Annotated in this window: 16 protein-coding genes; 15 read left to right on the plus strand and 1 reads right to left on the minus strand. The window is 46.2% G+C overall.

Annotation, left to right across the window (positions count from 1 at the left end):
- The first annotated feature begins 34 nt into the window (after window positions 1–34).
- Window positions 35–409, plus strand: coding sequence for a 50S ribosomal protein L7/L12 (rplL, locus tag KGMB01110_RS10765; protein WP_117603620.1), 375 nt, complete (start codon window positions 35–37; stop codon window positions 407–409).
- Between the two features lie 81 nt (window positions 410–490).
- Here the strand turns inward: rplL and KGMB01110_RS10770 are convergent, their stop codons facing one another.
- Complete coding sequence (locus tag KGMB01110_RS10770; RefSeq protein WP_117603621.1) at window positions 491–1,138, minus strand: trimeric intracellular cation channel family protein; 648 nt, start codon at window positions 1,136–1,138, stop codon at window positions 491–493.
- Between the two features lie 200 nt (window positions 1,139–1,338).
- On the opposite strand from KGMB01110_RS10770, the gene KGMB01110_RS10775 reads away from it, so the two are divergent.
- From KGMB01110_RS10775 to KGMB01110_RS10840, 14 genes are all read left to right on the plus strand, one after another.
- Window positions 1,339–4,068, plus strand: a complete 2,730-nt coding sequence (locus KGMB01110_RS10775; RefSeq protein ID WP_170141714.1) for a S8 family serine peptidase — start codon at window positions 1,339–1,341, stop codon at window positions 4,066–4,068.
- A 143-nt stretch (window positions 4,069–4,211) separates the two neighbouring features.
- Entirely contained in the window at window positions 4,212–5,147 is a 936-nt protein-coding gene (locus KGMB01110_RS10780) for an NTP transferase domain-containing protein (protein ID WP_119298266.1), read from the plus strand.
- 105 nt (window positions 5,148–5,252) lie between these two features.
- A complete protein-coding gene (locus tag KGMB01110_RS10785; protein ID WP_119298269.1) occupies window positions 5,253–6,524 on the plus strand; it encodes a transglutaminase domain-containing protein in 1,272 nt (423 codons plus the stop codon).
- A 33-nt stretch (window positions 6,525–6,557) separates the two neighbouring features.
- Complete coding sequence (locus KGMB01110_RS10790) at window positions 6,558–9,245, plus strand: leucine-rich repeat domain-containing protein (protein WP_119298270.1); 2,688 nt, start codon at window positions 6,558–6,560, stop codon at window positions 9,243–9,245.
- Window positions 9,246–9,459: 214 nt separating this feature from the next.
- Window positions 9,460–10,473, plus strand: coding sequence for a FecCD family ABC transporter permease (locus tag KGMB01110_RS10795; protein WP_119298272.1), 1,014 nt, complete (start codon window positions 9,460–9,462; stop codon window positions 10,471–10,473).
- 95 nt (window positions 10,474–10,568) lie between these two features.
- A complete protein-coding gene (locus KGMB01110_RS10800; protein WP_117888533.1) occupies window positions 10,569–11,342 on the plus strand; it encodes an ABC transporter ATP-binding protein in 774 nt (257 codons plus the stop codon).
- Window positions 11,343–11,535: 193 nt separating this feature from the next.
- Window positions 11,536–12,639, plus strand: a complete 1,104-nt coding sequence (locus KGMB01110_RS10805; protein ID WP_119298274.1) for an ABC transporter substrate-binding protein — start codon at window positions 11,536–11,538, stop codon at window positions 12,637–12,639.
- Window positions 12,640–12,847: 208 nt separating this feature from the next.
- Entirely contained in the window at window positions 12,848–16,711 is a 3,864-nt protein-coding gene (gene rpoB / locus KGMB01110_RS10810) for a DNA-directed RNA polymerase subunit beta (RefSeq protein ID WP_117603628.1), read from the plus strand.
- Between the two features lie 15 nt (window positions 16,712–16,726).
- Window positions 16,727–20,356 (plus strand): DNA-directed RNA polymerase subunit beta', encoded by a 3,630-nt coding sequence (gene rpoC / locus KGMB01110_RS10815; RefSeq protein ID WP_117603629.1) that lies wholly within the window; start codon window positions 16,727–16,729, stop codon window positions 20,354–20,356.
- 444 nt (window positions 20,357–20,800) lie between these two features.
- Window positions 20,801–21,043, plus strand: a complete 243-nt coding sequence (locus KGMB01110_RS10820; RefSeq protein ID WP_117603630.1) for a transcriptional repressor — start codon at window positions 20,801–20,803, stop codon at window positions 21,041–21,043.
- Window positions 21,044–21,065: 22 nt separating this feature from the next.
- Entirely contained in the window at window positions 21,066–21,275 is a 210-nt protein-coding gene (locus KGMB01110_RS10825; RefSeq protein WP_117603631.1) for a FeoA family protein, read from the plus strand.
- A gap of 12 nt (window positions 21,276–21,287) precedes the next feature.
- Window positions 21,288–21,509, plus strand: a complete 222-nt coding sequence (locus KGMB01110_RS10830; RefSeq protein WP_117603632.1) for a FeoA family protein — start codon at window positions 21,288–21,290, stop codon at window positions 21,507–21,509.
- 62 nt (window positions 21,510–21,571) lie between these two features.
- On the plus strand, window positions 21,572–23,752 hold the full coding sequence (gene feoB / locus KGMB01110_RS10835) for a ferrous iron transport protein B (protein WP_119298276.1): 2,181 nt from the start codon (window positions 21,572–21,574) through the stop codon (window positions 23,750–23,752).
- A 100-nt stretch (window positions 23,753–23,852) separates the two neighbouring features.
- Window positions 23,853–24,035 carry a FeoB-associated Cys-rich membrane protein gene (locus tag KGMB01110_RS10840; protein ID WP_117603634.1) on the plus strand — a complete coding sequence of 61 codons (183 nt, stop codon included), beginning with the start codon at window positions 23,853–23,855 and terminating at the stop codon, window positions 24,033–24,035.
- Window positions 24,036–24,107 lie beyond the last annotated feature (72 nt).

Below are 24,107 nucleotides of genomic sequence, written 5' to 3' on the forward strand. Positions count from 1 at the left end.
TAAAAATTATTATTGAAAAATGGAGGAAATGAAAATGGCTAAGTTGACAACAGCTGAGTTTATCGAAGCAATCAAAGAGTTATCAGTATTAGAGTTAAATGATTTAGTAAAAGCATGTGAAGAAGAATTTGGCGTATCTGCAGCAGCAGGCGTTGTAGTTGCAGCAGCAGGTGATGGAGCTGCAGCAGCAGAAGAGAAAGATGAGTTCGACGTAGAACTTGTATCTGCTGGAGCATCCAAAGTTAAAGTTATCAAGGTTGTTCGTGAAGTAACAGGTCTTGGACTGAAAGAAGCTAAGGCTCTCGTAGACGAAGCTCCGAAGGTAATCAAGGAAGCTGCATCTAAGGCAGAAGCTGAAGATATCAAGGCTAAACTGGAAGCAGAAGGTGCTGAAGTTAACCTGAAATAATTTCAGATTAATTCTTAGAATGAGAGAAAAGAGACCGGGTATCCCGTTATGGGGTTCCCGGTCTTTTTGCGTGCTCGGCTTTTATTCCCGTGGAATCCGCGGCAGATCCCAGCGATAGTGTGCGGCCAGCAGTCGGATGATCAGAACCAGGAATAAAGGAACGAACAAAGCGACAGCCTCTCCAAAACGAGGATAGAGCAGAGTGCAGCTTAAGGCACCGACGATGGAAGCACAGGCATAGATGCGCTTGTAGAGAACCTGGAGTGGAACCTGAGCCATCATATCCCGTAACATACCGCCGCCAACACCGGTCATTGTGCCTAAAAATACCAGAAGGAAGGTATTTCCCAGATGACCGTTCCGGATGCCGGTGAGAACACCCAGGGCGGAAAAGATGCCCAGCCCCAGGGCGTCCATCGCCTCAATCAGTCTGGCATAGAGTGGATGAAAACCGTCTGATAAGATTTTGCGGCGAAAGAACACCAGCAGAAAGACAAGAACGGACACGATAACTGCAGTGAGAACATAGATGGGATCGGTCAGAGCAGACGGGATGTTTCCAAGTACGATGTCTCGGATCATACCGCCACCGACGGCGGTAACGACACCTAATACGATGACACCTAAAAGATCCATGCCACAACGTACCGCGACCATGGCACCTGAGATGGCAAAGGCGATGGTACCCATCAATTCGATGACAATGATGAAAATATGTGAATGATCCATAAAAATGTTCCTCCTGACATCATACTACTTTACTATATTAGAAAAGAAAAAGCAAAGAAAACGCCTGTGAGATTTGGAGAACCGGGGAAAATGTGATATACTGTCTCTAATTCGTACAAGAGGAGTAAGAAGATAAGAGGCAGAGATTATAAGAAGATAGATTCATGTCACGCAGAAGTGACAAAGGGGAGAAAGACAGAATGATAAGAAAAGGAAGGATAAAAAGATATCTGGCACTGCTGATTGCAGGATCCATGGTGCTGAGTACCGGGATGGTGGCATCGGCGGAAGAAAATCCGGGGGTAAACATTCAAACGGGGACGGGACAGACGCAAAATACAGAGACAGAGGTGCGGACTGAAACGGAACAAACTGAGGAAGAAAGACCGCAGTCAACCGAGGACAAAACTCAGGAGGATCAAGCACAGAAAGAGAACGGGCAGTCGGGAGACGTTCAGACTGTTCATTCAGAAGAGGTTCAGGCGGCAGCAGAAGAACGGGCAACACCGGCGGAAGAACTGGGATACGTGCCGGGAGAAATTCTGGTATCTTACAGCACAGATGTTTCCGAAGATGAAGTGGCGCAGACCGCAGAAGAAAAGGACGGAGAACTGATTGAGACGGTGGATGACAGCGGGGATCAGAATCTGGCATTGGTGACAATTTCGGACGAGACAACGGTGGAAACTGCGGTGGCAGAATATACGGCAGATCCGGCGATTGCATATGCGGAACCGAACTATCTGATGGAATCTTATGAAGAGTCCGGTGATGTAGCGACGGCAACGCAGGAAACAACTGATGACATCAAATCACAGGCAGAAGATACCGGCAAACAGTGGTATCTGGATTATGTAAAAGCAAAAGATGCCTGGAAAGAACTGGAAAATGTAACCGGAGAAAAGGTAAAGGTTGCGGTGATCGACACCGGAGCGGATATAAATCATGAAGATCTGAAACAGATTATTGACCGGAAACTGAGTGTGGAGCTGGTTCGCGAAGAGGGCGATACCTACCATACCGAAGCATTACGGGGCGATGGTTATAAGAATGGGACAGGGGAACAGAATGCAAAGAGTACCCATGGAACCCATGTGGCAGGAATTATCGCAGCACAGTCCGGTAATCAGCTCGGGATCCAGGGAACCGGAAGTGGCGGAGAGACCGCAAAGGCCAATCAGATCATCAATCTGGTGGTGATCGATGCATTTTCCAAGGTGAACGAAAAGACCGAAGACAGTGCAACGGTTGGAGATGTGGTGAAAGCGTTGTCCTATGCAAGGGAGACGGGCTGCAAAATAGTGAACTTAAGTCTGGGGACACAGGCGCAGAGCCAGGCGTTGGAACAGGCAGTTACGGAAACTTATGAATCTGGTGTGACCATTGTGTGCGCAGCGGGAAATGACGGTGGAACGACAGCTACCTATCCATCGGATTATGATACGACGATCAGTGTGATCAACATAGATGCTTCCGGAGCAAAGTCCGACAGATCCAATTATGGAAGCGCAAAGGATCTTTCGGCACCGGGAACGGATATTTACAGTACATACAGTGTAAATGTAAGCGGAAATGAAACGTCTTACGGTTATCTGAGCGGAACATCTATGGCGTCACCGATCGTGGCTGCCGGAGCAGCGATGATGTTGTACGCCAACCCGAATCTGACCCCCACTCAGATTAAATCAATCCTCTGTTCGACAGCAGTGGATCTGGGAGCAGAAGGAAAAGATGATCTGACCGGATATGGTTGTGTGGATCTGGCAGCAGCCGTGCAGGTGGGAAGTGGTCAGAAGACTGATCTCAGTCAGGCGGAAATAAGCGGACTGGCGGATTACAGTTATACCGGAAAAGAGATTACGCCGGATCCAACGGTGAGACTCTCAGGGAAACGACTGATCTCCGGAACGGATTATACGATAAGCTACAGCGAGAACAAAAAGCCAGGAACGGCAACCGTAACGATCACCGGAACGGGAGCATATACCGGTCAGGCAACGGCCACCTTTCAGATTCAAGACAGTGCGAAACTGAAATACCGAGTGCATGCACAGACCTATGGCTGGATGAACTGGGTGACTGGTGGAAAGTCAGCCGGAACGACCGGAGAGTCCAAACGTCTGGAGTCCATTCGTTTGCAGATTGAAAATACAGGGTACTCAGGAGAGATACAGTATTGTACGCAGGTGCAGACTTACGGCTGGCTTGACTGGGTGAAAAACGGAGCCGAAAGCGGAACAACCGGACAGTCGAAACGCCTGGAAGCGATCCGGATCAAACTGACCGGGGAACTGGCGGAGCATTACGATATTTACTATCGGGTGCACGCGCAGACTTATGGCTGGCTTGACTGGGCGAAAAACGGAGAGATCGCCGGAACGGAATGGTACTCCAAACGTCTGGAAGCCATTGAGGTGCGTCTGGTAGAAAAAGGCGGAACCGCGCCGGGCAATACCACCAATGTTTATAAGCATCCGGGTGTGAGATACCAGACTCATGTGCAGACTTATGGCTGGCAAGGAAATAAATTTGACGGAGACTTGTCCGGTACAACCGGACTGGCAAAGCGTCTGGAAGGCATTAAAATTTCTCTGCCGGGACAGGATTATACCGGAGAGATTACCTATCAGACTCATGTGCAGACCTATGGCTGGCAGGATTGGGTGAAAAACGGAGCCCTTGCCGGAACCACCGGAGAGTCCAAGAGACTGGAAGGGATCCGGATCAAGCTGACCGGAGAAATGGCAGAGCATTATGACATTTATTATCGGGTACATTCCCAGACCTACGGCTGGCTTGGCTGGGCGAAAAATGGAGAAGAAGCCGGAACGGAAGGCTTATCCAAACGTCTGGAGGCTATCCAGATCCGGTTGGTAGAAAAAGGCGGGAAGGCACCTGGAAGTACGGCAAATGCATTTCGCACGAAATAAGCGTGAGAAGCAATACATTTGTATGTTGGAAATTCTTTGCATGAGCTTTCATCCGGACGAATAAGAAACCGTAAGAAGAAAAGTTGGTTTGAGGATGGGGAAATGACAAGGATGATTCGAAGAAAGAAACGGGATGAGTGCGAATGGTTGAAAATGCAGCGGGGCTGATTGTGGCAGCCGGAGATGAACGGGAAAGGGAAATGATTATGCCGTTGACAAAAATCGGATCTATTTCTGTAATCAAGCGGATTGTGTTGACGTTTCAGCAGGCAAATATTTCTCTGATCCTTGTGGTGACGGGCTATCAGGCACTGGAAGTGGAACGGGATCTTGCGGGATATGGAGTGATTTTTCTGAGAAACGAAAATTACGAAAGTACAGATAAGTTCCAATCGGTAAAAATGGGACTGGAGTATTTGCAGGGAACCTGCAAAAAGGTGGTCTACACGCCGGTGAATGTGCCGATGTATACGGCGGAAACAGTACGGAACCTGCTGTCCATGGAACAGAAGATCGTGATACCGTCTTACCGGGACAAAGTCGGACATCCCATCGTGTTGGATATGGAACTGGCGCCGGAGATCCTGAGTTATCAGGGGGAAGGTGGATTAAATGATGCTATTCGGGGCTTGCGGTTGAAAAAAGATTATCTGGAGACGGAGGATCCGGGGATTGCCATAAATCCGGAGCGGATTGAGAAGTTGGACAGTTTGTTGGAAACTCACAACCAGAATTTGATCCATCCGTTTCTTCGGATCAGTATCGAGAAAGAGTCCCTGTTTTTTGATGCGAGAGCAAGTCTGCTGCTGACCCTGATCAATGAAACGCATTCGGTCAAAGGCGCCTGCAGGTACATGGCAATTTCCAACGGAAAGGCGTGGACGATCCTGAATGATCTGGAGAAGAACCTAGGGTATGCGGTGGTAGAACGAAAACAGGGCGGAAAACAGGGCGGTAAGACGTATCTGACAGAAGAGGGAAAATTATTTCTGGAAAAATACCGAAAATTTGAAGAACAGGTCAAACAGTATGCAAGAAAAAGCTTTTTTGAAATATTTGACGAATATAAAGGGCAATAACAAAATGGTTATTGTGGAAGTTACAACAGCAAGTTCTTTTTAGGAAGAATTTGCTGTTATTTTTTAACTAATTTATAATGAGAATATGTAGTGGAGGAAAGCAAATTGAAGAAAAAAGCAATTGTGCTCAGTCTGCTCTTTTTGTGCGTGTTCGGACTGGCGGGATGTCGGTCAGGAGATAAGGAAAATGGAACAAAAGGTGCAGAAACGACAAAAGCAGAGAGCCAGGTAAAAGAGCTTTCGATGGATACACTGGTTGCGGATCTGGAGGATGCAATCTTATCCGGCGAATCACAACTGACCTGTGTATATAAGGGAAAGGCAGAGGATCTGAATCAGAAAGTAACGGAAGAACTTCCGGGACAGATGGACAACAGCTATCTTTGCAAAAATCTGCTGGATCATGTAGATACCACATGGGAACAGGATGGAAAAACGGCAAAGGCTGTCTTTGAACTGACCTATCAGGAAGATGTGGTGCTTCCGGTAGAAGTGGCAGACAGCCCGGAGCAAGTACAGGAGATTCTGATCCGGGACTGGGAAGAACGAGGCGGTAAGGTTACGCTTCTGTTGGATGGGGTTACCGCTACAGAAGAGGAATTATTCTCGATTTTGGATGGCGCAGAGATGAACAGTGCCATGCTTCCCTGTGAGGCGGCGACGGTCTGCTATCAGGCTTATGATCCGGAGGAGCGTACAGACTCAGAAGAAAGTTCAGATCCGGAAAGTACGGAAACGAAATCTGAAAAGCAGACAGAGTCTTCCGAAAAAAACAAAGCCCAAAGGAATAGTCGACAGATCGTGAGGATGTGGCTGGATTTTGAGACACCGGAAGAAGATCTGGCGGAGAAAAAAGAAGAACTGAAAACGACGGCTGAGTCGATCAGTCAGGAGATTCTGGCGAGTGTGGAGAAAACGGATTCGAAGAGTTCGGGCGCTTCAAGCGATTCAATGGAGGATTCTGCCGTTCCAAACAGAAGTTTATATGAAAAGATTTATGATAAGATCCTAGAACTGGCAGAATATGATGATTCGATTGCGTCGATGACTGATGCAAGCCGGCTCAGTGTGGAAATGCGAATCCAACGTTCTGCTTACGGAGCACTGGTGGACGGACATACCGTCTGCACCGGTTATGCCAGAGGATTTGAGGCAATCTGCAGACAAATGGATCTTCCCTGTTGGATTGTGTCGGGAACCAGGGATGGAATCCGACATACCTGGAATCTGGTAAAGGTCGATGGAACATTTCTTTATGTCGATTGCACGGCGGGAGATACCGGAGCAGAGAAAGAACAGAGCTTTTTGTTTACCAAAGAGCAGATGGATGCAAATGGGTATATTATGGATGACAATTTTGTCATTCCAGAAATATAGAGTAAATTTAAAGAAGATGAGGAGGATGTGAAGATGAAAAAGAGAAGAAGACAAAGCTTCTTTGCGGTGCTGTTGGCACTGGTGCTGGCATTATCCGGCTTTACGATACCGGGTGGAGAGACCGTGAAAGCTGCAAGTGATGAAGCGGACTTTACCGTGGAAGATGGAGTCCTTACGGGATATACGGGAAACGATGAGGACGTAGTGATTCCATCGGAAGTTGGAGGAGAAACGGTTACGACGATTGAAACAACAGCGTTTTTGATGCTGGATAACTTAAAGTCTGTGACAATTCCGACTACGGTTACTAAGATTAGTCAGAATGCGTTTATGTATTGTGAAAATTTGGATAGTGTGACTTTTGAAGGAAAAGTTGATGAGATAGAATCAGAGGCGTTTAGTTGTTGTGCAACAGTAATCACTTTTTATTGCCAGAGCCAATATGAATCCTATTATGAGGATATGAAAGATTTGATTACTGACCAGGGCGCTGTAGTAGATGCATCTTTGCCGGATTCAGGTAAAACAGATCCGGATCCAACACCAAATCCGGGTCCGGAACCATCTAAAACAGATGCGTTTGGTCTGACAGAAACAGAAGACGGCACGGGATATATCGTAACTTCTTATGATATTTCTAAGGGTGGCGCAAATGTTGCGATTCCGAAAGAATACAACGGCAAACCAATTGTTGCCATTGGAGACAAAGCATTTGATCGAACGGAAGCAAATGTGGGATTTGCAAACTGGATCACTTCCATTACAATCCCGGATACTGTAACGTCCATTGGAAAGAATGCTTTTTACGGTTGTACCAGACTGGAATCCATTACACTTCCGGAAGGGTTGGAATCTATTGGTGATGAAGCATTCCGCCATTGTAACAGTCTGAAAAAGATTGAGATTCCGGCAAGTGTGACTTCTATCGGAGATCTTGCATTTAAACAGGCAGGAGGCGCACATCTTGCAGAAATTAACGTTGCGGCAGATAATAAAAATTACTCCAGCATTGACGGGGTTTTGTTCAGCAAAGATGGGAAAACTCTGATTTGCTATCCGACCGGAAAAGTGGGAACTCCGTATAAAATGCCGGATTCCACAGAGGTCATCGCAAATGATGCCTTTAAGGGGGATGCAAATACAGTAGATACAGCTACATTAGACGGACAGCATAAATTGACAGGAATCGAACTTTCCAAGAACTTAAAGAAAGTTGGTGCCCGTGCCTTTATGCAGACGAGTCTGGAAAGTATTACCATTGGATCAGATATTGAATATGAGGAATATGCATTTGACGGATGCAAGAATGTAAAAGAACTCATTATCAAGGAAGGCGTTACAGAAATTCCAGATGCATTATTCTATGGATTTGAAAACTGTACCACTGTAAAATTACCGTCTACCCTGAAGAAGATTGGATATCGTGCATTTGACCGCCTTGGTGCAACCGAGATCGAACTTCCGGAAGGTCTGGAGGAAATCGGAGAAGAAGCATTTGAAAACAGTGAGATCAAAGAACTTAAGATTCCGGCAAGTGTGACAAAGATTGGGGATAGAGCCTTTTACAGCATGGACAAACTGACGAAAGTAGAGTTCGCGAAAGGTGCAAAGATTGAACGTGTTGGAGCGTATGCATTCAACCATTGTACCGCATTGGAGAAAGTCGTACTTCCGGATTCTGTAAAGATTCTGGAAAACGGAGTATTCAGCTATTGTTATCAGTTGTCTGATGTGACATTATCCAAGAACCTGAAAGAATTGGGCGATGGTGTATTCTCAGGAAGTGGAATCGGTAGCATCGAACTTCCGGACAGCATTGAAAAGATGGGAAGCTGCGTTTTCCGTGACTGCTATTTCGGAACAGATGACGAAAGAAGTCTGACTTCTGTAAAGATGCCGGCAAACTTAAAAGAACTGGGAACCTGTACCTTCGAAGGCTGTGCAGCGTTGACTTCCGTGGAATTCCCGGAAAATATCAAGCTGACAACGGTTCCGGCAGATACGTTCTTTAACTGTCATGCGCTGACTTATATTTACCTTCCGGAAGCCATTGCAACGACAGAGGGATGTGCATTTGGAAGTATGAAACTGGTGGATGAATCGACTGCAAACAGCCAGCCGATCGTGATCGAGTATGCAAACAAAGATCTGAAGAGAAGTATTTTCGATACCTATTCCTTCGATCCGGGTGATGCTTATTATCTCGGCGAAGACGGATTCTACTACACCACAGAAGAAGTAAGTGCAGACGAGGATGATAAGTCAAATGGTGTATATGATGAAATTAAGAAGACAGAGGATGACTATCAGGCAAATGGAACGACAACCGCAAAGAGAAGTGCAGGAACCTCTCTTGCAACCTGTGGATGTGGTACTGTTGGCGGAAGTGCAAAACTGAGTCCGTCCTCCAATCCGATTTTCAAGTACAAACCGGCATCTTCTGGTTCCAACGCAGGTGGAAACGGTGGATCCAATAACGGTGGAAATGGAAACAACGGCGGAACAGGAATTGGCGGTTCCGAAAACAAAGGAAACGGATCCGGTTCCGGAAATAAAGGAACAACAGTTGCTTCCAACAAGAATGGAAATTCCAAGAAAGTAACCGGTCGCGTAGTAAAGAGCGGTGATGAAAATGCATTTGGTCTGTATCTGATGCTCTTGTGTGTAGCAGCATGCGGCGGAAGTGCGGTGATTATTTCTAAGAAACGCAAAAACAGATAAAAAAGAAAAATGATATGAGGATTCAGGCTTCGGTCCAGAGGTGGAGCGAAGCCTGAATTTGTGTTAAGATAAAAGAGTGAATGGAAAGATTGGATAAGCTTTTGGGAGTCGGCCCGAAAGGATGACCAGAAGCAGAAGATCAAAATAGCAGATTTGAGAAGAACAATAAGATATAGAAGGAATAAGAGTTGAAAGCAAAACGGAGGTGAGAGAGATGAATGACAGCAAACGAAGAAATGGTCGAATATTGGGATTGTTGGTGTTTTTTATCCTCTGTTTTTTTGCCTCCTTTTTCCTGGGGCGGTATCCGATTACGCCGAAAGAACTGATCGAGGTGGTGGCGTCACGGATTTTGCCCATCGAAAAGACCTGGACGAGTGCAGTGGAACATGTGATCTTTCAGGTGCGTCTCCCACGCGTGTTGCTGGCGGCATTGATCGGAGCGGGATTATCCTGTGCCGGAGCGGCATATCAGGGAATCTTTCAGAACCCCATGGTATCGCCCAGTGTACTGGGGGCATCGGCAGGAGCAGCATTCGGAGCGGCACTTGGCTTATTTTTCTCTATGAATTATGGGGAGATTACGATTCTTGCGTTCCTGTTTGGAATCGGTGCGGTTCTTCTGGTTTGTCTGATCGGAAGCAGGGTTCGACAGAATCAGACCCTGGGACTGGTGCTGGCGGGAATGATGGTGGGCTCTTTATTTTCCTCAGCGGTCTCCTTCTTGAAACTGGTGGCAGACACCAATAATACCCTTCCGGCGATTACATACTGGCTGATGGGGAGTCTGTCGGGAACAAGGATGAGAGATCTGGTCTTTGCAGCACCTTTGCTGATTGTTGGGATGGCGGTGGTTTATCTGATGCGTTGGAAGATTAATGTGTTGACGTTGGGAGAAGAAGAGGCAAAATGCATTGGAGTGGACACAAAGCGCGTGCGCTGGATTGTGGTGGGAGCGGCCACACTGATCACGGCTGCGGCTGTTTCGGTCAGTGGACTGATCGGCTGGGTAGGGCTGGTGATTCCGCATCTGGCAAGAATGCTGGTGGGAAATGATTATCGGAAAATGGTTCCGGCTTCCTTGCTGTTGGGCGCCAGTTATATGATGGTGGTGGACAATGTATCTAGGCTGCTGTTGGCAAAAGAAATCCCCATCGGAATTCTGACTGCATTTATCGGAGCACCGTTCTTCCTGTATCTGATTCTGAAAGAGGGAAATTCATTATAGCTTCTTGTCTGAAGGGGATACGTCATAAAAGATTAGAAAAATCGTGGTATATGAAAAAATAACAGGAAGAAAAGAAGACACAGGAAAGGAACAAAATGGGGATCTCTGTAAATCATTTAAAATTTTCTTATGGGAAGCACCCGGTATTGAAAGGGATAGAATTTCAACTGCAGGAAGGAAATCTGGTCTGTGTGTTGGGGAAAAACGGCGCAGGAAAAAGTACGCTGTTTCGGTGTATGCTTGGATTGTTGACGGGGTATCAGGGAGAAATCCGGGTGGAACATGAAAATATAAAGGATTTGACGCAACAGCAGATGGCGCAGAAGATGGCGTATATTCCGCAGACGCATCGGGCTGTATATTCTTTTCCGGTTCGGGATATGATCTTAATGGGGACGACGGCCTCTTTGAAAAATTTTGAAAATCCGGGTCCACATCAACGGGAAATGGTGGAGCGGGCAATGGAACAGGTCAAAATCACAGAGTTGGCGGATCGCATGGTCAATGAGTTGAGCGGCGGAGAACAGCAACTGGTACTGATTGCAAGGGCACTGGCGCAACAAACGAAAATTCTGGTAATGGACGAACCCTGTTCCAGTCTGGACTACGGAAATCAGATTCGACTGATGCAGGCCATGAAAAAGCTGGCAGAAGAAGGGTATCTTGTGATACAATCCACCCATAATCCGGAGCATGCGTTTTTATTTGCGGATCAGACGCTGGCACTTCTGGAGGGAAAGGTGGCAGGACTTGGCACACCACAGGAAGTGCTGACAGAAGAATTGTTGGAGCGGATGTATGGAATTCCTCTGAAATTGTATGAGGTTGGAAAAGAGAATGCACGGGTGTGTATCCCGAAGATAGTCTGAAAGATTTCGGATAAGGAAGCTGGCAGATGGATTGAGGTGGCTTTGGACAGAGAGTGTGACAGATGGATCAAAGAAGCATCGGTCAGGAAAACGTCAGATTATCGGAAGCGGTTCTGAAAGAAGAAATGGGAAGGTAATATTGAGGCAGATTCTGCAAAATGAATGAGATAAGAGATGAGAGGGAGGATGAGGCATGAGAAAAGGAAAACGTGCGGCAGCAATTTTACTGGTTTTGGCATTCATGCTGGGACTGGCGGGGTGCGGCGGCAGCGGGACAGATACCGGGACGTCCGGATCCGGGAAAGAAAATCAGGCAGAACATACACAGACGGAGACGCAGACCTTTACGGATTCGCTGGGGCGTGAGGTTGAACTCCCGAAAGAGATTGAAAAAGTAGCACCTTCCGGAATGATGGCGCAGATCATGCTTTATACACTGTGCCCGGACAGGCTTTGTGGACTGGCAAGAGATATCAGCGTGGCGGAAATGGAATTTGTGGATCAGAAATATCAGGATCTGCCGACTTTTGGAAATTTATATGGAAGTAATGCCAATCTGAATCTGGAAAGTCTGATGCAGGCGGAACCAGATGTGATCATTGATATCGGGGAAAAGAAAGAGAATATGGAACAGGATCTGGATGGATTGCAGGAACAGACCGGAATTCCGGTGATTTTTATAGAAGCAACCCTTCCGAATATGGCAGAAGCCTATCAGACACTGGGAGGACTGGGGCTGGAACCGGAACAGGCGAAAAAGCTGAGTGCTTACTGTGAAGAAACTCTTTCTTATGCGAAGGAAAAAGCAGCTCAGATTCCGGAGAAAGAGAAAAAGACGGTTTATCTGGCAATGGGAACCTCGGGATTGAATACGGCAGCAGCCAATTCCATCCATGAAGACACCCTGGAAATGGTGGGAGCAGTCAATGTGGTGGAAGAAGAGGCGTTAGGAGCACGTGCTGGAGAGGTATCATTTGAGCAGTTGCTGGTCTGGCAGCCGGATTACATTTTTGCCGACAGTACTTCCTTAAAAGAGGAAATATTGTGGGATGGTCTGTGGCAGGATCTGAACGCAGTGCAAAATGAACAGATCTATGTGATTCCGGATCGGCCCTACAGTTTTATGAACAGTCCGCCGTCCGTGAACCGTGTGGTCGGAATCTTGTGGCTTGGGAAAATGCTCTACCCGGATCTCTACGAGGTGGATGTGGACGAGAAAATCCAGGAGTTTTATGAATTGTTTTACCACGTAAAGCTTTCAGAAGATCAATTGAGAAATATTTTGAATGAAAATTAAAAAAAGCAGTTGACAGAAAAAACGGCTTTGTGATATATTTAAAAATGCACTATTGTGGAAAATTATGTCATGATAATGCAGCAAAAAGTATATTACAAAGCTTTTTTGTTATACAGGATCGTGCGTCTTGTACAATGAAAACGTAAATGCAGTATAAACGGTTAAATATGGAACCTGTAAAAAAATAAATGAGGAGTGAAACGTCAATATGGAGAAAAACAGAATTCGTCCCATCACAAACGGAAAAAGTTCTCGTATGAGCTATTCCAGACAAAAAGAAGTATTAGAGATGCCGAATCTGATCGAAGTCCAGAAGAATTCTTATGAATGGTTTCTGGATGAAGGTTTGAAAGAGGTTCTCGACGATATTTCCCCAATCGCAGATTACAGCGGTCATTTAAGTCTGGAATTTGTGGATTTCAAGCTCTGCGAAGATGAAGTGAAGTACACGATTGATGAGTGCAAGGAACGAGATGCAACATATGCGGCGCCTCTGAAGGTGAGAGTTCGTCTCTATAATAAGGATACAGACGAAATCAATGAACATGAAATCTTCATGGGTGATCTTCCGCTGATGACAAAGACGGGAACCTTTGTGATCAATGGTGCTGAGCGTGTTATCGTCAGCCAGTTGGTTCGTTCCCCTGGTATCTATTACGGAATCGCACACGATAAGCTGGGTAAAGAACTTTATTCCAGTACTGTTATTCCTAACCGTGGTGCGTGGTTGGAATATGAAACAGACTCCAATGACGTTTTCTATGTGCGTGTAGACAGAACCAGAAAGGTGCCGATCACTGTTTTGATCCGTGCCCTTGGTATCGGAACCAATGCAGAGATCATAGATCTTTTCGGAGAAGAGCCAAAGATCCTTGCAAGTTTTGGAAAGGACGTTGCTGAGAATTATCAGGAAGGTCTTCTTGAGCTGTATAAGAAGATCCGTCCGGGTGAGCCGCTTGCCGTGGACAGTGCAGAGAGTCTGATTACCAGCATGTTCTTTGATCCGAGACGTTATGATCTGGCGAAAGTCGGACGTTATAAATTCAATAAAAAACTTGCCTTAAGAAACCGTATCAACGGACAGACTCTGGCAGATGATGTAGTCAGTGTTGTTACAGGTGAAGTGGTAGCTGAAAAAGGAACCGTTGTGACAAGAGAACTGGCAGATGAGATTCAGAATGCAGCAGTTCCGTATGTATGGGTAGAAGGACCGGATGCGTCCAGAGATATTAAGATCCTTTCCAATATGATGGTAGATCTTAACAGTGTTGTGGACATTGATCCGGAAGAAGTCGGTGTGACAGAGCAGGTATTCTATCCGGTTCTGGCAGGACTTCTGGAAGAATCCGCAGGGGATATCGAGGAACTGAAAGATCTGATCCGCAGAGATATCCACGACCTGATTCCGAAACACATTACAAAAGAAGATATTCTGGCATCTATCAACTACAACCTGCATCTGGAATATGGTATGGGTAATGATGATGATATCGACCATTTGGGTAACCGTCGTATCCGTGCGGTTGGAGAACTTCTTCAGAATCAGTACAGAATCGGTCTGTCCAGACTGGAACGTGTGGTTCGTGAAAGAATGACAACCCAGGATCAGGATAATATTTCTCCGCAGTCTCTGATCAACATCAAACCAGTAACAGCAGCCGTGAAAGAATTCTTTGGTTCTTCCCAGCTGTCCCAGTTCATGGATCAGAACAACCCGCTTGGTGAGTTGACTCACAAGCGTCGTCTTTCCGCATTGGGACCTGGTGGTCTGTCAAGAGATCGTGCCGGATTCGAAGTGCGAGACGTACACTACTCTCACTACGGAAGAATGTGCCCGATCGAGACTCCTGAGGGACCGAACATCGGTCTGATCAACTCACTGGCATGTTACGCAAGAATCAACCAGTACGGATTTATCGAGGCTCCGTATCGTAAGATTGACAAGACAGATCCGGCAAATCCGGTGGTTACAGACGAAGTTGTATACATGACAGCCGATGAAGAAGATAATTACCATGTAGCACAGGCGAATGAGGCATTGGATGCAGAAGGACATTTCGTCCGCAAGAACGTATCTGGTCGTTACAGAGAAGAGACACAGGAATATGAGAGAAGAATGTTCGATTACATGGACGTTTCTCCGAAGATGGTATTCTCTGTGGCTACTGCACTGATTCCTTTCTTGGAAAATGACGATGCCAACCGTGCGCTGATGGGATCTAACATGCAGCGTCAGGCAGTACCGCTTCTGATGACCGAAGCTCCGGTTGTCGGTACCGGTATGGAGACAAAGGCAGCCGTTGACTCCGGTGTCTGCGTTGTAGCAGAAGAAGACGGTGTGGTAGAACGCGCTGCATCTACTGAGATTATTATTCGACAGAATGACGGCAAACGTAAAACTTACAAGCTGACCAAGTTCCAGCGAAGCAACCAGAGCAACTGTTATAACCAGAGACCGATCGTTACCAAGGGTGATGTAGTCAAAGCCGGTGATGTAATCGCAGACGGACCGTCTACTTCCAACGGTGAGATGGCTCTTGGAAAGAACCCGTTGATCGGATTCATGACCTGGGAAGGTTATAACTACGAGGATGCCGTTCTGTTGAGCGAACGTCTGGTACAGGATGATGTTTATACTTCTGTCCATATCGAAGAATATGAAGCAGAAGCCCGTGATACAAAGCTCGGACCGGAAGAGATCACACGTGATATTCCTGGTGTGGGTGACGAAGCACTGAAAGATCTGGATGACCGTGGAATTATCCGTATCGGTGCAGAAGTCCGTGCCGGAGATATTCTGGTCGGAAAAGTAACTCCGAAAGGAGAGACAGAACTGACAGCCGAAGAGAGGCTGCTGCGTGCAATCTTCGGTGAAAAGGCCCGTGAAGTCAGAGATACTTCTCTGAAAGTACCGCACGGTGAATATGGTATCGTTGTGGATGCAAAAGTATTCACAAGAGAAAACGGAGATGAGCTGTCTCCGGGAGTAAACCAGGCAGTCCGCATTTACATCGCTCAGAAGAGAAAGATCTCTGTCGGTGATAAGATGGCCGGACGTCATGGTAACAAGGGTGTGGTTTCCCGTGTACTTCCGGTAGAAGATATGCCGTTCCTGCCGAACGGACGTCCGCTGGATATCGTGCTGAACCCACTGGGTGTGCCGTCACGTATGAACATCGGACAGGTCCTGGAGATTCACCTGTCTCTGGCAGCAAAAGCACTTGGATTTAACATTTCCACACCGGTATTCGACGGTGCAGATGAAAAAGATATTATGGACACTCTGGATCTGGCAAATGATTATGTCAACATGGAGTGGGAAGAATTTGAAAAGAAACATAAAGAAGAATTGCTTCCTGAGGTAATGGATTATCTGTATGAGAACCGTGACCACAGAAAGCTCTGGAAGGGAGTTCCGCTTTCCAGAGACGGAAAAGTTCGTCTGAGAGACGGACGTACCGGAGAATTCTTCGACAGCCCGGTTACGATCGGACACATGCATTACCTGAAACTGCATCATCTGGTAGACGATAAGATCCATGCACGTTCTACCGGTCCTTACTCTCTGGTTACACAGCAGCCTCTGGGTGGTAAAGCTCAGTTCGGTGGACAGCGTTTCGGAGAGATGGAGGTTTGGGCTCTGGAGGCGTATGGTGCATCCTACACCCTGCAGGAGATCCTGACAGTGAAGTCTGATGACGTGATCGGACGTGTGAAGACATACGAAGCGATCATCAAAGGTGAGAATATCCCTGAGCCGGGAATTCCGGAATCCTTTAAGGTATTGCTGAAGGAACTGCAGTCCCTGGGACTGGATGTCCGTGTACTCCGTGATGACAACACAGAAGTTGAGATCATGGAAACGGCAGACTATGGTGACACCAATCTGAATTCCATTATCGAAGGCGATCGCAGATATCGCAACGATAATGAATCCTATGGAAAACATGGATTTACACAGCAGGAATTCGTAGGCGAAGAGCTGCAGGATGTAGAAGAGGAAACGGAGGACGATCTGGATGATCTCGGAGATACCATTGAGTTCGAAGAGTATTCAGATGACGAAGAATAGGAGGAGCCAATTCATATGCCAACAAGTAATAATGAACAACAATATCAGCCTTTGACTTTTGATGCAATCAAAATCGGCCTGGCTTCACCGGAAAAGATTTTGGAGTGGTCAAGAGGCGAGGTTACCAAGCCGGAGACGATTAATTACAGAACGCTGAAACCGGAAAAAGACGGTCTGTTCTGTGAAAAGATCTTCGGACCCAGCAAGGACTGGGAGTGCCACTGTGGTAAATATAAAAAGATCCGTTACAAAGGCGTTGTCTGCGACCGATGCGGTGTAGAAGTTACCAAATCCAGCGTTCGTCGTGAGCGTATGGGACACATCGCACTGGCAGCACCGGTTTCCCATATCTGGTACTTCAAGGGGATTCCGAGCCGTATGGGTCTGATTCTGGATATCTCTCCGAGAACACTGGAGAGAGTCCTGTATTTCGCATCTTATATTGTATTGGATAAAGGTGAGAGTGATCTGCAGTATAAGCAGGTACTTTCCGAACAGGAATATCAGGAAGCAAAAGAAAAATGGGGAAGCTCTTTCCGTGTAGGAATGGGTGCAGAAGCAATCAAAGAACTTCTGGAAGCCATTGACCTGGAAAAAGAATATGAAGAACTTCAGGCAGGACTGGAAAATGCCAGCGGACAGAAACGTGCACGTATCGTGAAACGTCTGGATGTTGTGGAAGCATTCCGTGAATCCGGCAACAAACCGGAGTGGATGATCCTGACAGCAATCCCGGTAATTCCGCCGGATCTTCGTCCGATGGTTCAGCTGGATGGTGGACGTTTTGCTACCTCTGACCTGAATGACCTGTACAGACGTATCATCAACCGTAACAACCGTCTGAAGAGACTGTTAGAGCTTGGTGCTCCGGACATTATCGTCCGCAACGAGAAACGTATGCTTCAGGAAGCAGTAGATGCCCTGATCGACAACGGTCGTCGTGGCCGTCCGGTTACAGGACCAGGAAACCGTGCCCTGAAATCTCTGTCCGACATGCTGAAAGGTAAGAATGGACGTTTCCGTCAGAACCTGCTCGGAAAACGTGTGGATTATTCCGGACGTTCCGTTATCGTCGTTGGACCGGAACTGAAGATTTATCAGTGTGGTCTTCCGAAAGAAATGGCGATTGAGCTGTTCAAGCCATTCGTTATGAAAGAGCTGGTTGCAAACGGAACCGCTCACAACATTAAAAATGCAAAGAAAATGGTAGAAAGACTTCAGCCGGAAGTCTGGGATGTGCTGGAAGAAGTTATCAAGGAGCATCCGGTTATGCTGAACCGTGCCCCCACATTGCACAGACTTGGTATTCAGGCATTCGAGCCAATCCTGGTAGAAGGTAAGGCAATCAAGCTGCATCCGTTGGTATGTACCGCTTACAACGCCGACTTCGATGGAGACCAGATGGCGGTTCACGTACCGTTGTCCGTAGAGGCTCAGGCAGAGTGCCGTTTCCTGCTGTTATCACCGAACAACCTGTTGAAACCGTCCGATGGTGGACCGGTAGCCGTTCCTTCTCAGGATATGGTACTTGGTATCTATTATCTGACCCAGGAAAGACCGGGATCCATTGGAGAGGGCAAATTCTTCAAGAGCTTAAACGAAGCAATCCTGGCTTATGAAAACGGATATATTACCCTGCATTCTAAGATCAAAGTACGTGTCAGCAAAGAGATGCCGGACGGAACCGTTAAGACCGGCACCATTGACGCTACATTGGGACGTATGCTCTTCAACGAGATCATTCCGCAGGATCTTGGATTTGTAGATCGTGAAGTAGAAGGAAACGAACTGCTTCTGGAAATTGACTTCCATGTTGGAAAGAAACAGTTAAAGCAGATCCTTGAGAAAGTTATCAATACACACGGAGCAACACAGACAGCTGAAGTGCTGGATAACGTAAAGGCAATCGGTTATAAATACTCTACCAGAGCGGCTATGACTGTATCCATTTCCGATATGACTGTGCCGCCGGAGAAACCGCAGATGATCCAGGAAGCTCAGGACATCGTAGACCAGATCACCAAGAACTACAAGCGTGGTTTGATCACAGAGGAAGAGCGTTATAAAGAAGTTGTAGAAACCTGGAAAATAACCGATGATAAGCTGACCAAAGCTCTGATGGATGGTCTGGATGCATACAACAACATCTTCATGATGGCCGATTCCGGAGCCCGTGGTTCTGATAAACAGATCAAACAGCTGGCTGGTATGCGTGGTTTGATGGCCGATACAGCAGGTCGTACCATCGAGTTGCCGATCAAGTCAAACTTCCGTGATGGTCTGGACGTATTGGAGTACTTCATGTCTGCGCATGGAGCTCGAAAAGGTATGTCCGATACCGCACTTCGTACCGCCGATTCCGGTTACCTGACCAGACGTCTTGTAGACGTTTCTCAGGAACTGATCATTCATGATAGCGACTGTGCAAAACCGGGTCAGCCGATTCCGGGAATGTATGTCAAAGCATTCATGGATGGAAATGAAGAGATCGAGAGTCTTCAGGAGCGTATTACAGGACGTTTCTCCTGCGAAGACATCAAAGATAAAGATGGAAATGTTTTAGTAAAAGCAAATCACATGATCACACCTCGTCGTGCGGAGAGAGTCATGAAGAAGGGTGTAGATGAGAACGGAAATCCGCTGGAACAGGTGAAGATCCGTACCATTCTTACCTGCCGTTGCAAGAACGGTGTATGCTCCAAGTGTTATGGTGCCAACATGGCAACTGGTGAGGCTGTTCAGGTTGGTGAAGCAGTTGGTATCATCGCTGCTCAGTCCATCGGTGAGCCTGGTACACAGCTGACCATGCGTACGTTCCATACCGGTGGTGTAGCCGGTGACGATATCACACAGGGTCTTCCTCGTGTCGAAGAGCTTTTCGAGGCAAGAAAGCCGAAGGGTCTTGCAATCATCACAGAATTTGCCGGTATTGCAACTATCAACGATACTAAAAAGAAACGTGAGATCATCGTAACCAACAACGAGACGGGTGAGTCCAAAGCATATCTGATCCCATACGGATCCAGAATCAAAGTGCAGGACGGTGCTGTTCTGGAAGCAGGAGACGAGCTGACAGAAGGTAGTGTAAATCCACATGATATCCTGAAGATTAAAGGACGTCGTGCTGTGCAGGATTACATGCTACAGGAAGTACAGCGTGTATACCGTCTGCAGGGTGTAGAAATCAACGATAAGCATATCGAGGTTATCGTGCGTCAGATGCTGAAGAAAGTCCGGGTAGAGGAAAAAGGAGATTCCGAATTCCTGCCAGGCTCCATGGTTGATGTACTGGAGATGGAAGAAGTGAACGAGGCTCTGGAAGCAGAAGGTAAAGAGCCGGCAGTCGGAGAGCAGATCATGCTTGGTATTACAAAGGCATCTCTTGCAACCGATTCCTTCCTATCAGCCGCATCCTTCCAGGAGACCACAAAGGTACTGACAGAAGCAGCAATCAAGGGTAAAGTAGACCACCTGGTAGGTCTGAAAGAAAACGTAATCATTGGTAAACATATCCCGGCTGGAACGGGTATGAAGAAATACCGTGATGTTCGCCTTGATACAGACATGCTGATGGAAAATGACATCGCGTTTGATGATGACATGGATGTAGATTTGGATGAAGAAATCGTATTCGACGAAGAATAAAGAATAAGAGATCTTAGAAGATCCCTCCGGGAAAGAGTAAAATCTTTCCGGAGGGATCTTTTTGTTGCCAGGCATACGACAAAATGGTTCAGTGAAACTTTTTTAGTGTATAACAAAAGTTCTTTCGCAAAAGGAATGCATAAGGCAAGCATAAGCGGTTCCTGTTGCAACCTTTTGCGGGAGGATACTGTTTTTTATCAACACATTTTGTCCTATAACACGCAAAACAAATGCCAGATAATTCACCTCTTTTTTTAATAACCAGGTAAATGATAAAAAACGTTGAATTAACAAAAAAATTATCAATAAGGAAAACGGAATTTTAACACTTTGCCAATTATTAAAAAAGTATAAACATTGATATTGACAATTATTATCATTGATAATATAATAATGTCTGCAAATGATAATCAGTATCAATTTGAAGTTGAACAGGAGAAGCGCATGAGTCAGGAAGAAAGATTAAACGAGGTCATCAGACAACTGCGTGCGGACAAACGCAGGATCACAAATCAGAGGAAATTATTGCTGAGTATCATACTGCGGCATGAGTATTCCAGTTGCAAGGAAATCTATTATGAAGCAAAAAAACAGGATTCTACACTTGGAATTGCCACGGTATATCGGACCGTACAACTCTTGGAAGATATGGAATTGATACGAAAAGAGATGCGTGTCCAGATCTAGGATAGAAAAAGGAGGAAGAAGGATGCCATTGACGATGGTTGGGGCCGGAGAGCCTGTGACAATTAAGAGAATCGGAGGCAAGGCAGAGACAAAAAAGTTCCTCGAAAGCCTTGGATTTCATATCGGTGAGGAGATCATGATCGTATCGACAAACCAGGGAAACATTATTGTTCAAGTGAAGGAATCCCGTGTGGCGATCAGCCAGGGGATTGCAAATAAAATTATGGTTTAAAGGAGAAAAGGAATGAAGACGCTGAAAGAAGTAAAAGTTGGTCAGACTGTTACGGTAGTAAAGCTTCATGGAACCGGTGCTGTAAAGCGCAGAATCATGGACATGGGAATCACAAAAGGCGTAGAAGTCTATGTACGTAAGGTTGCACCTCTGGGAGATCCGGTGGAAGTAACGGTAAGAGGATACGAATTGTCCTTGAGAAAAGCTGATGCAGAAATGATTGAGATTGCATAGGTTTTACCTGTACATAAGAACGTCGGTGTAAGCAGATTGATCTAGAATTAGGAGGAAGAAAAATGGGAGTGAAAATTGCACTTGCCGGAAATCCGAACTGTGGTAAAACAACACTGTTTAATGGATTGACAGGAGCAAACCAGTTTGTAGGTAACTGGCCTGGAGTAACTGTTGAAAAAAAAGAAGGAAAATGGAAAGGCGATAAGGAAGTCGTAATCATGGACTTGCCGGGAATCTATTCCCTTTCACCATACACGCTGGAAGAGGTTGTAGCAAGAACATACCTGATCACAGAGCGCCCGGATGCGATCTTGAATATTGTAGACGGAACCAACCTGGAAAGAAACCTGTACTTAAGCACACAGCTGATGGAACTGGGAATCCCGGTTGTTATGGCCGTCAACATGATGGATGTTGTTGCAAAGAAAGGCGATAAGATCAATATCAAAGAGCTGTCCAAGAAATTGGGATGCCAGGTTGTAGAAATTTCTGCTTTGAAAGGTACCGGAATCCAGGAAGCAGCAAAAGCAGCCGTTGCAGCAGCAAATAGCAAGAATGCAGCAGCTCCGGTTCATAAATTTGCAGCAGAAGTAGAGCATTATCTGGATGAGATTGAAGGAAAACTCGGCAGTGAAGTTCCGGAATCTCAGAAGAGATTCTTCGCAATCAAATTATTTGAGCGTGATGACAAGATCGGTGAAGCAATGAAATCTGCACCGAATGTAGAAAGCATCATCACAGAAGCAGAGAACGCAATGGATGATGATTCCGAAAGTATCATTACCAACGAAAGATATAACTATATCGCTTCTATCATCGGCGGATGTCTGACAAAAGGATCCAAAGAAACTCTGACAACTTCTGATAAGATCGACAGAATCGTAACCAACAGATGGCTGGCACTTCCGATCTTCGCAGTTGTAATGTATATTGTATATTATGTATCTGTAACAACCGTAGGTTCCATTCTGACAGACTGGACCAATGATACGTTGTTTGGTGAGTGGATCATTCCGGCGGCGCAGAGCTTCTTTGAAGGAATCGGATGCGCAGACTGGTTGACAGGACTGATCGTTGATGGTATCATCTCCGGTGTTGGTGCTGTACTTGGTTTCGTACCTCAGATGCTGGTACTGTTTATTTTCCTTGCATTCCTTGAGTCCTGTGGTTACATGGCGCGTGTAGCATTTATTATGGACCGTATTTTCCGTAAATTCGGTCTTTCAGGAAAATCCTTCATCCCGATGCTGATCGGTACCGGATGTGGTGTTCCTGGTGTTATGGCTTCCCGTACAATTGAGAATGACCGTGACCGTAAGATGACCGTTATGACAACAACCTTTATCCCATGTGGAGCGAAACTTCCGATCATCGCTCTGATCGCAGGTGCATTGTTTGATGGAGCTTCCTGGGTAGCACCGAGTGCTTATTTTGTAGGTATTGCAGCAATTATCGTTTCTGGTATCATCCTGAAGAAGACCAAGATGTTCGCTGGAGATCCGGCACCATTCGTTATGGAGCTTCCGGCATATCACTGGCCGACAGTTGGAAATGTATTGAGAAGTATGTGGGAGCGTGGATGGTCCTTTATTAAAAAGGCCGGAACAATCATCACACTGTCTACTATCATTGTCTGGTTCCTGTTGAACTTCGGATGGACAGATGCAGGATTTGGTATGCTGAACTTCGATGGTCTGGAAGGTGCAGCAATGGAAGCTGCTCAGGCTGAGTGTATCCTGGCTAAGATCGGTAACCTGATCGCATGGATCTTTGCTCCTCTTGGATGGGGTAACTGGAAGATGGCAGTTGCAGCAATCACAGGTCTTGTAGCAAAAGAGAATGTAGTAGGTACTTTCGGACAGTTGTTTGGTTTTGCAGAAGTAGCAGAAGATGGTGCGGAAATCTGGGGAAATCTGGCAAACAGCATGACACAGGTTGCTGCATATTCTTTCCTGGTATTCAACCTTCTGTGCGCACCTTGCTTCGCAGCAATGGGAGCTATCAAGCGTGAGATGAACAGTGCAAAATGGTTCTGGTTCGCAATCGGATATCAGTGTGGTCTTGCATATCTTGTATCCCTGTGCATTTACCAGATCGGAACTCTGATCACAACCGGAACATTCGGTGTTGGTGTGATCGTTGCAGCACTGATCATTGTAGGATTTATCTACATGCTGTTCAGACCATACAAGGAAAGCAATTCTCTGAAGACGAATATTTCCAGTGTGGCTGCACATAAATAAGAATAGAGTTATTTAGAATAAGAACAGAGCGGATCAGAGAAAGATCCGCTCTTTGTTTCCAGGTATCTGACAAAAAGGCTTAGCGAAAGAAGGGGATTTTATGAATCTTGGAACATTTTTTGTAGCACTGGTTCTGGTTGTGATTGTTGGACTTGTGATCCGCAGCCTGTATAAGGATAAAAAGGCAGGAAAGCACAGTTGCGGTGGAAACTGCGGTGCATGCGGCATGTGTAGTGGACCGGCAGATCCGTCACAGATTCACTCAGCAGAGGAGAAACGTTAGTGTAAGGCTGCAGTCCCTTCCAGAAGAATAAAAGGAAAAGACTCACTTTATTAGAGTGGGGCTTTTCCTTTT

The sequence above is a fragment of the Mediterraneibacter butyricigenes genome, from assembly GCF_003574295.1.
Taxonomy (GTDB): Bacteria; Bacillota; Clostridia; order Lachnospirales; family Lachnospiraceae; genus Mediterraneibacter_A; species Mediterraneibacter_A butyricigenes.

What these genes read in the sequence shown, in the direction of transcription:
- rplL (WP_117603620.1), top strand. Translation starts at nt 35, where the DNA reads ATGGCTAAGTTGACAACAGCTGAGTTTATCGAAGCAATCAAAGAGTTA.
- KGMB01110_RS10825 (WP_117603631.1), top strand. Translation starts at nt 21,066, where the DNA reads ATGCCATTGACGATGGTTGGGGCCGGAGAGCCTGTGACAATTAAGAGA.
- KGMB01110_RS10840 (WP_117603634.1), top strand. Translation starts at nt 23,853, where the DNA reads ATGAATCTTGGAACATTTTTTGTAGCACTGGTTCTGGTTGTGATTGTT.
- KGMB01110_RS10795 (WP_119298272.1), top strand. Translation starts at nt 9,460, where the DNA reads ATGAATGACAGCAAACGAAGAAATGGTCGAATATTGGGATTGTTGGTG.
- feoB (WP_119298276.1), top strand. Translation starts at nt 21,572, where the DNA reads ATGGGAGTGAAAATTGCACTTGCCGGAAATCCGAACTGTGGTAAAACA.
- rpoB (WP_117603628.1), top strand. Translation starts at nt 12,848, where the DNA reads ATGGAGAAAAACAGAATTCGTCCCATCACAAACGGAAAAAGTTCTCGT.
- KGMB01110_RS10830 (WP_117603632.1), top strand. Translation starts at nt 21,288, where the DNA reads ATGAAGACGCTGAAAGAAGTAAAAGTTGGTCAGACTGTTACGGTAGTA.
- KGMB01110_RS10800 (WP_117888533.1), top strand. Translation starts at nt 10,569, where the DNA reads ATGGGGATCTCTGTAAATCATTTAAAATTTTCTTATGGGAAGCACCCG.
- KGMB01110_RS10820 (WP_117603630.1), top strand. Translation starts at nt 20,801, where the DNA reads ATGAGTCAGGAAGAAAGATTAAACGAGGTCATCAGACAACTGCGTGCG.
- KGMB01110_RS10775 (WP_170141714.1), top strand. Translation starts at nt 1,339, where the DNA reads ATGATAAGAAAAGGAAGGATAAAAAGATATCTGGCACTGCTGATTGCA.
- KGMB01110_RS10790 (WP_119298270.1), top strand. Translation starts at nt 6,558, where the DNA reads ATGAAAAAGAGAAGAAGACAAAGCTTCTTTGCGGTGCTGTTGGCACTG.
- KGMB01110_RS10770 (WP_117603621.1), bottom strand. Translation starts at nt 1,138, where the DNA reads ATGGATCATTCACATATTTTCATCATTGTCATCGAATTGATGGGTACC.
- rpoC (WP_117603629.1), top strand. Translation starts at nt 16,727, where the DNA reads ATGCCAACAAGTAATAATGAACAACAATATCAGCCTTTGACTTTTGAT.
- KGMB01110_RS10805 (WP_119298274.1), top strand. Translation starts at nt 11,536, where the DNA reads ATGAGAAAAGGAAAACGTGCGGCAGCAATTTTACTGGTTTTGGCATTC.
- KGMB01110_RS10780 (WP_119298266.1), top strand. Translation starts at nt 4,212, where the DNA reads ATGGTTGAAAATGCAGCGGGGCTGATTGTGGCAGCCGGAGATGAACGG.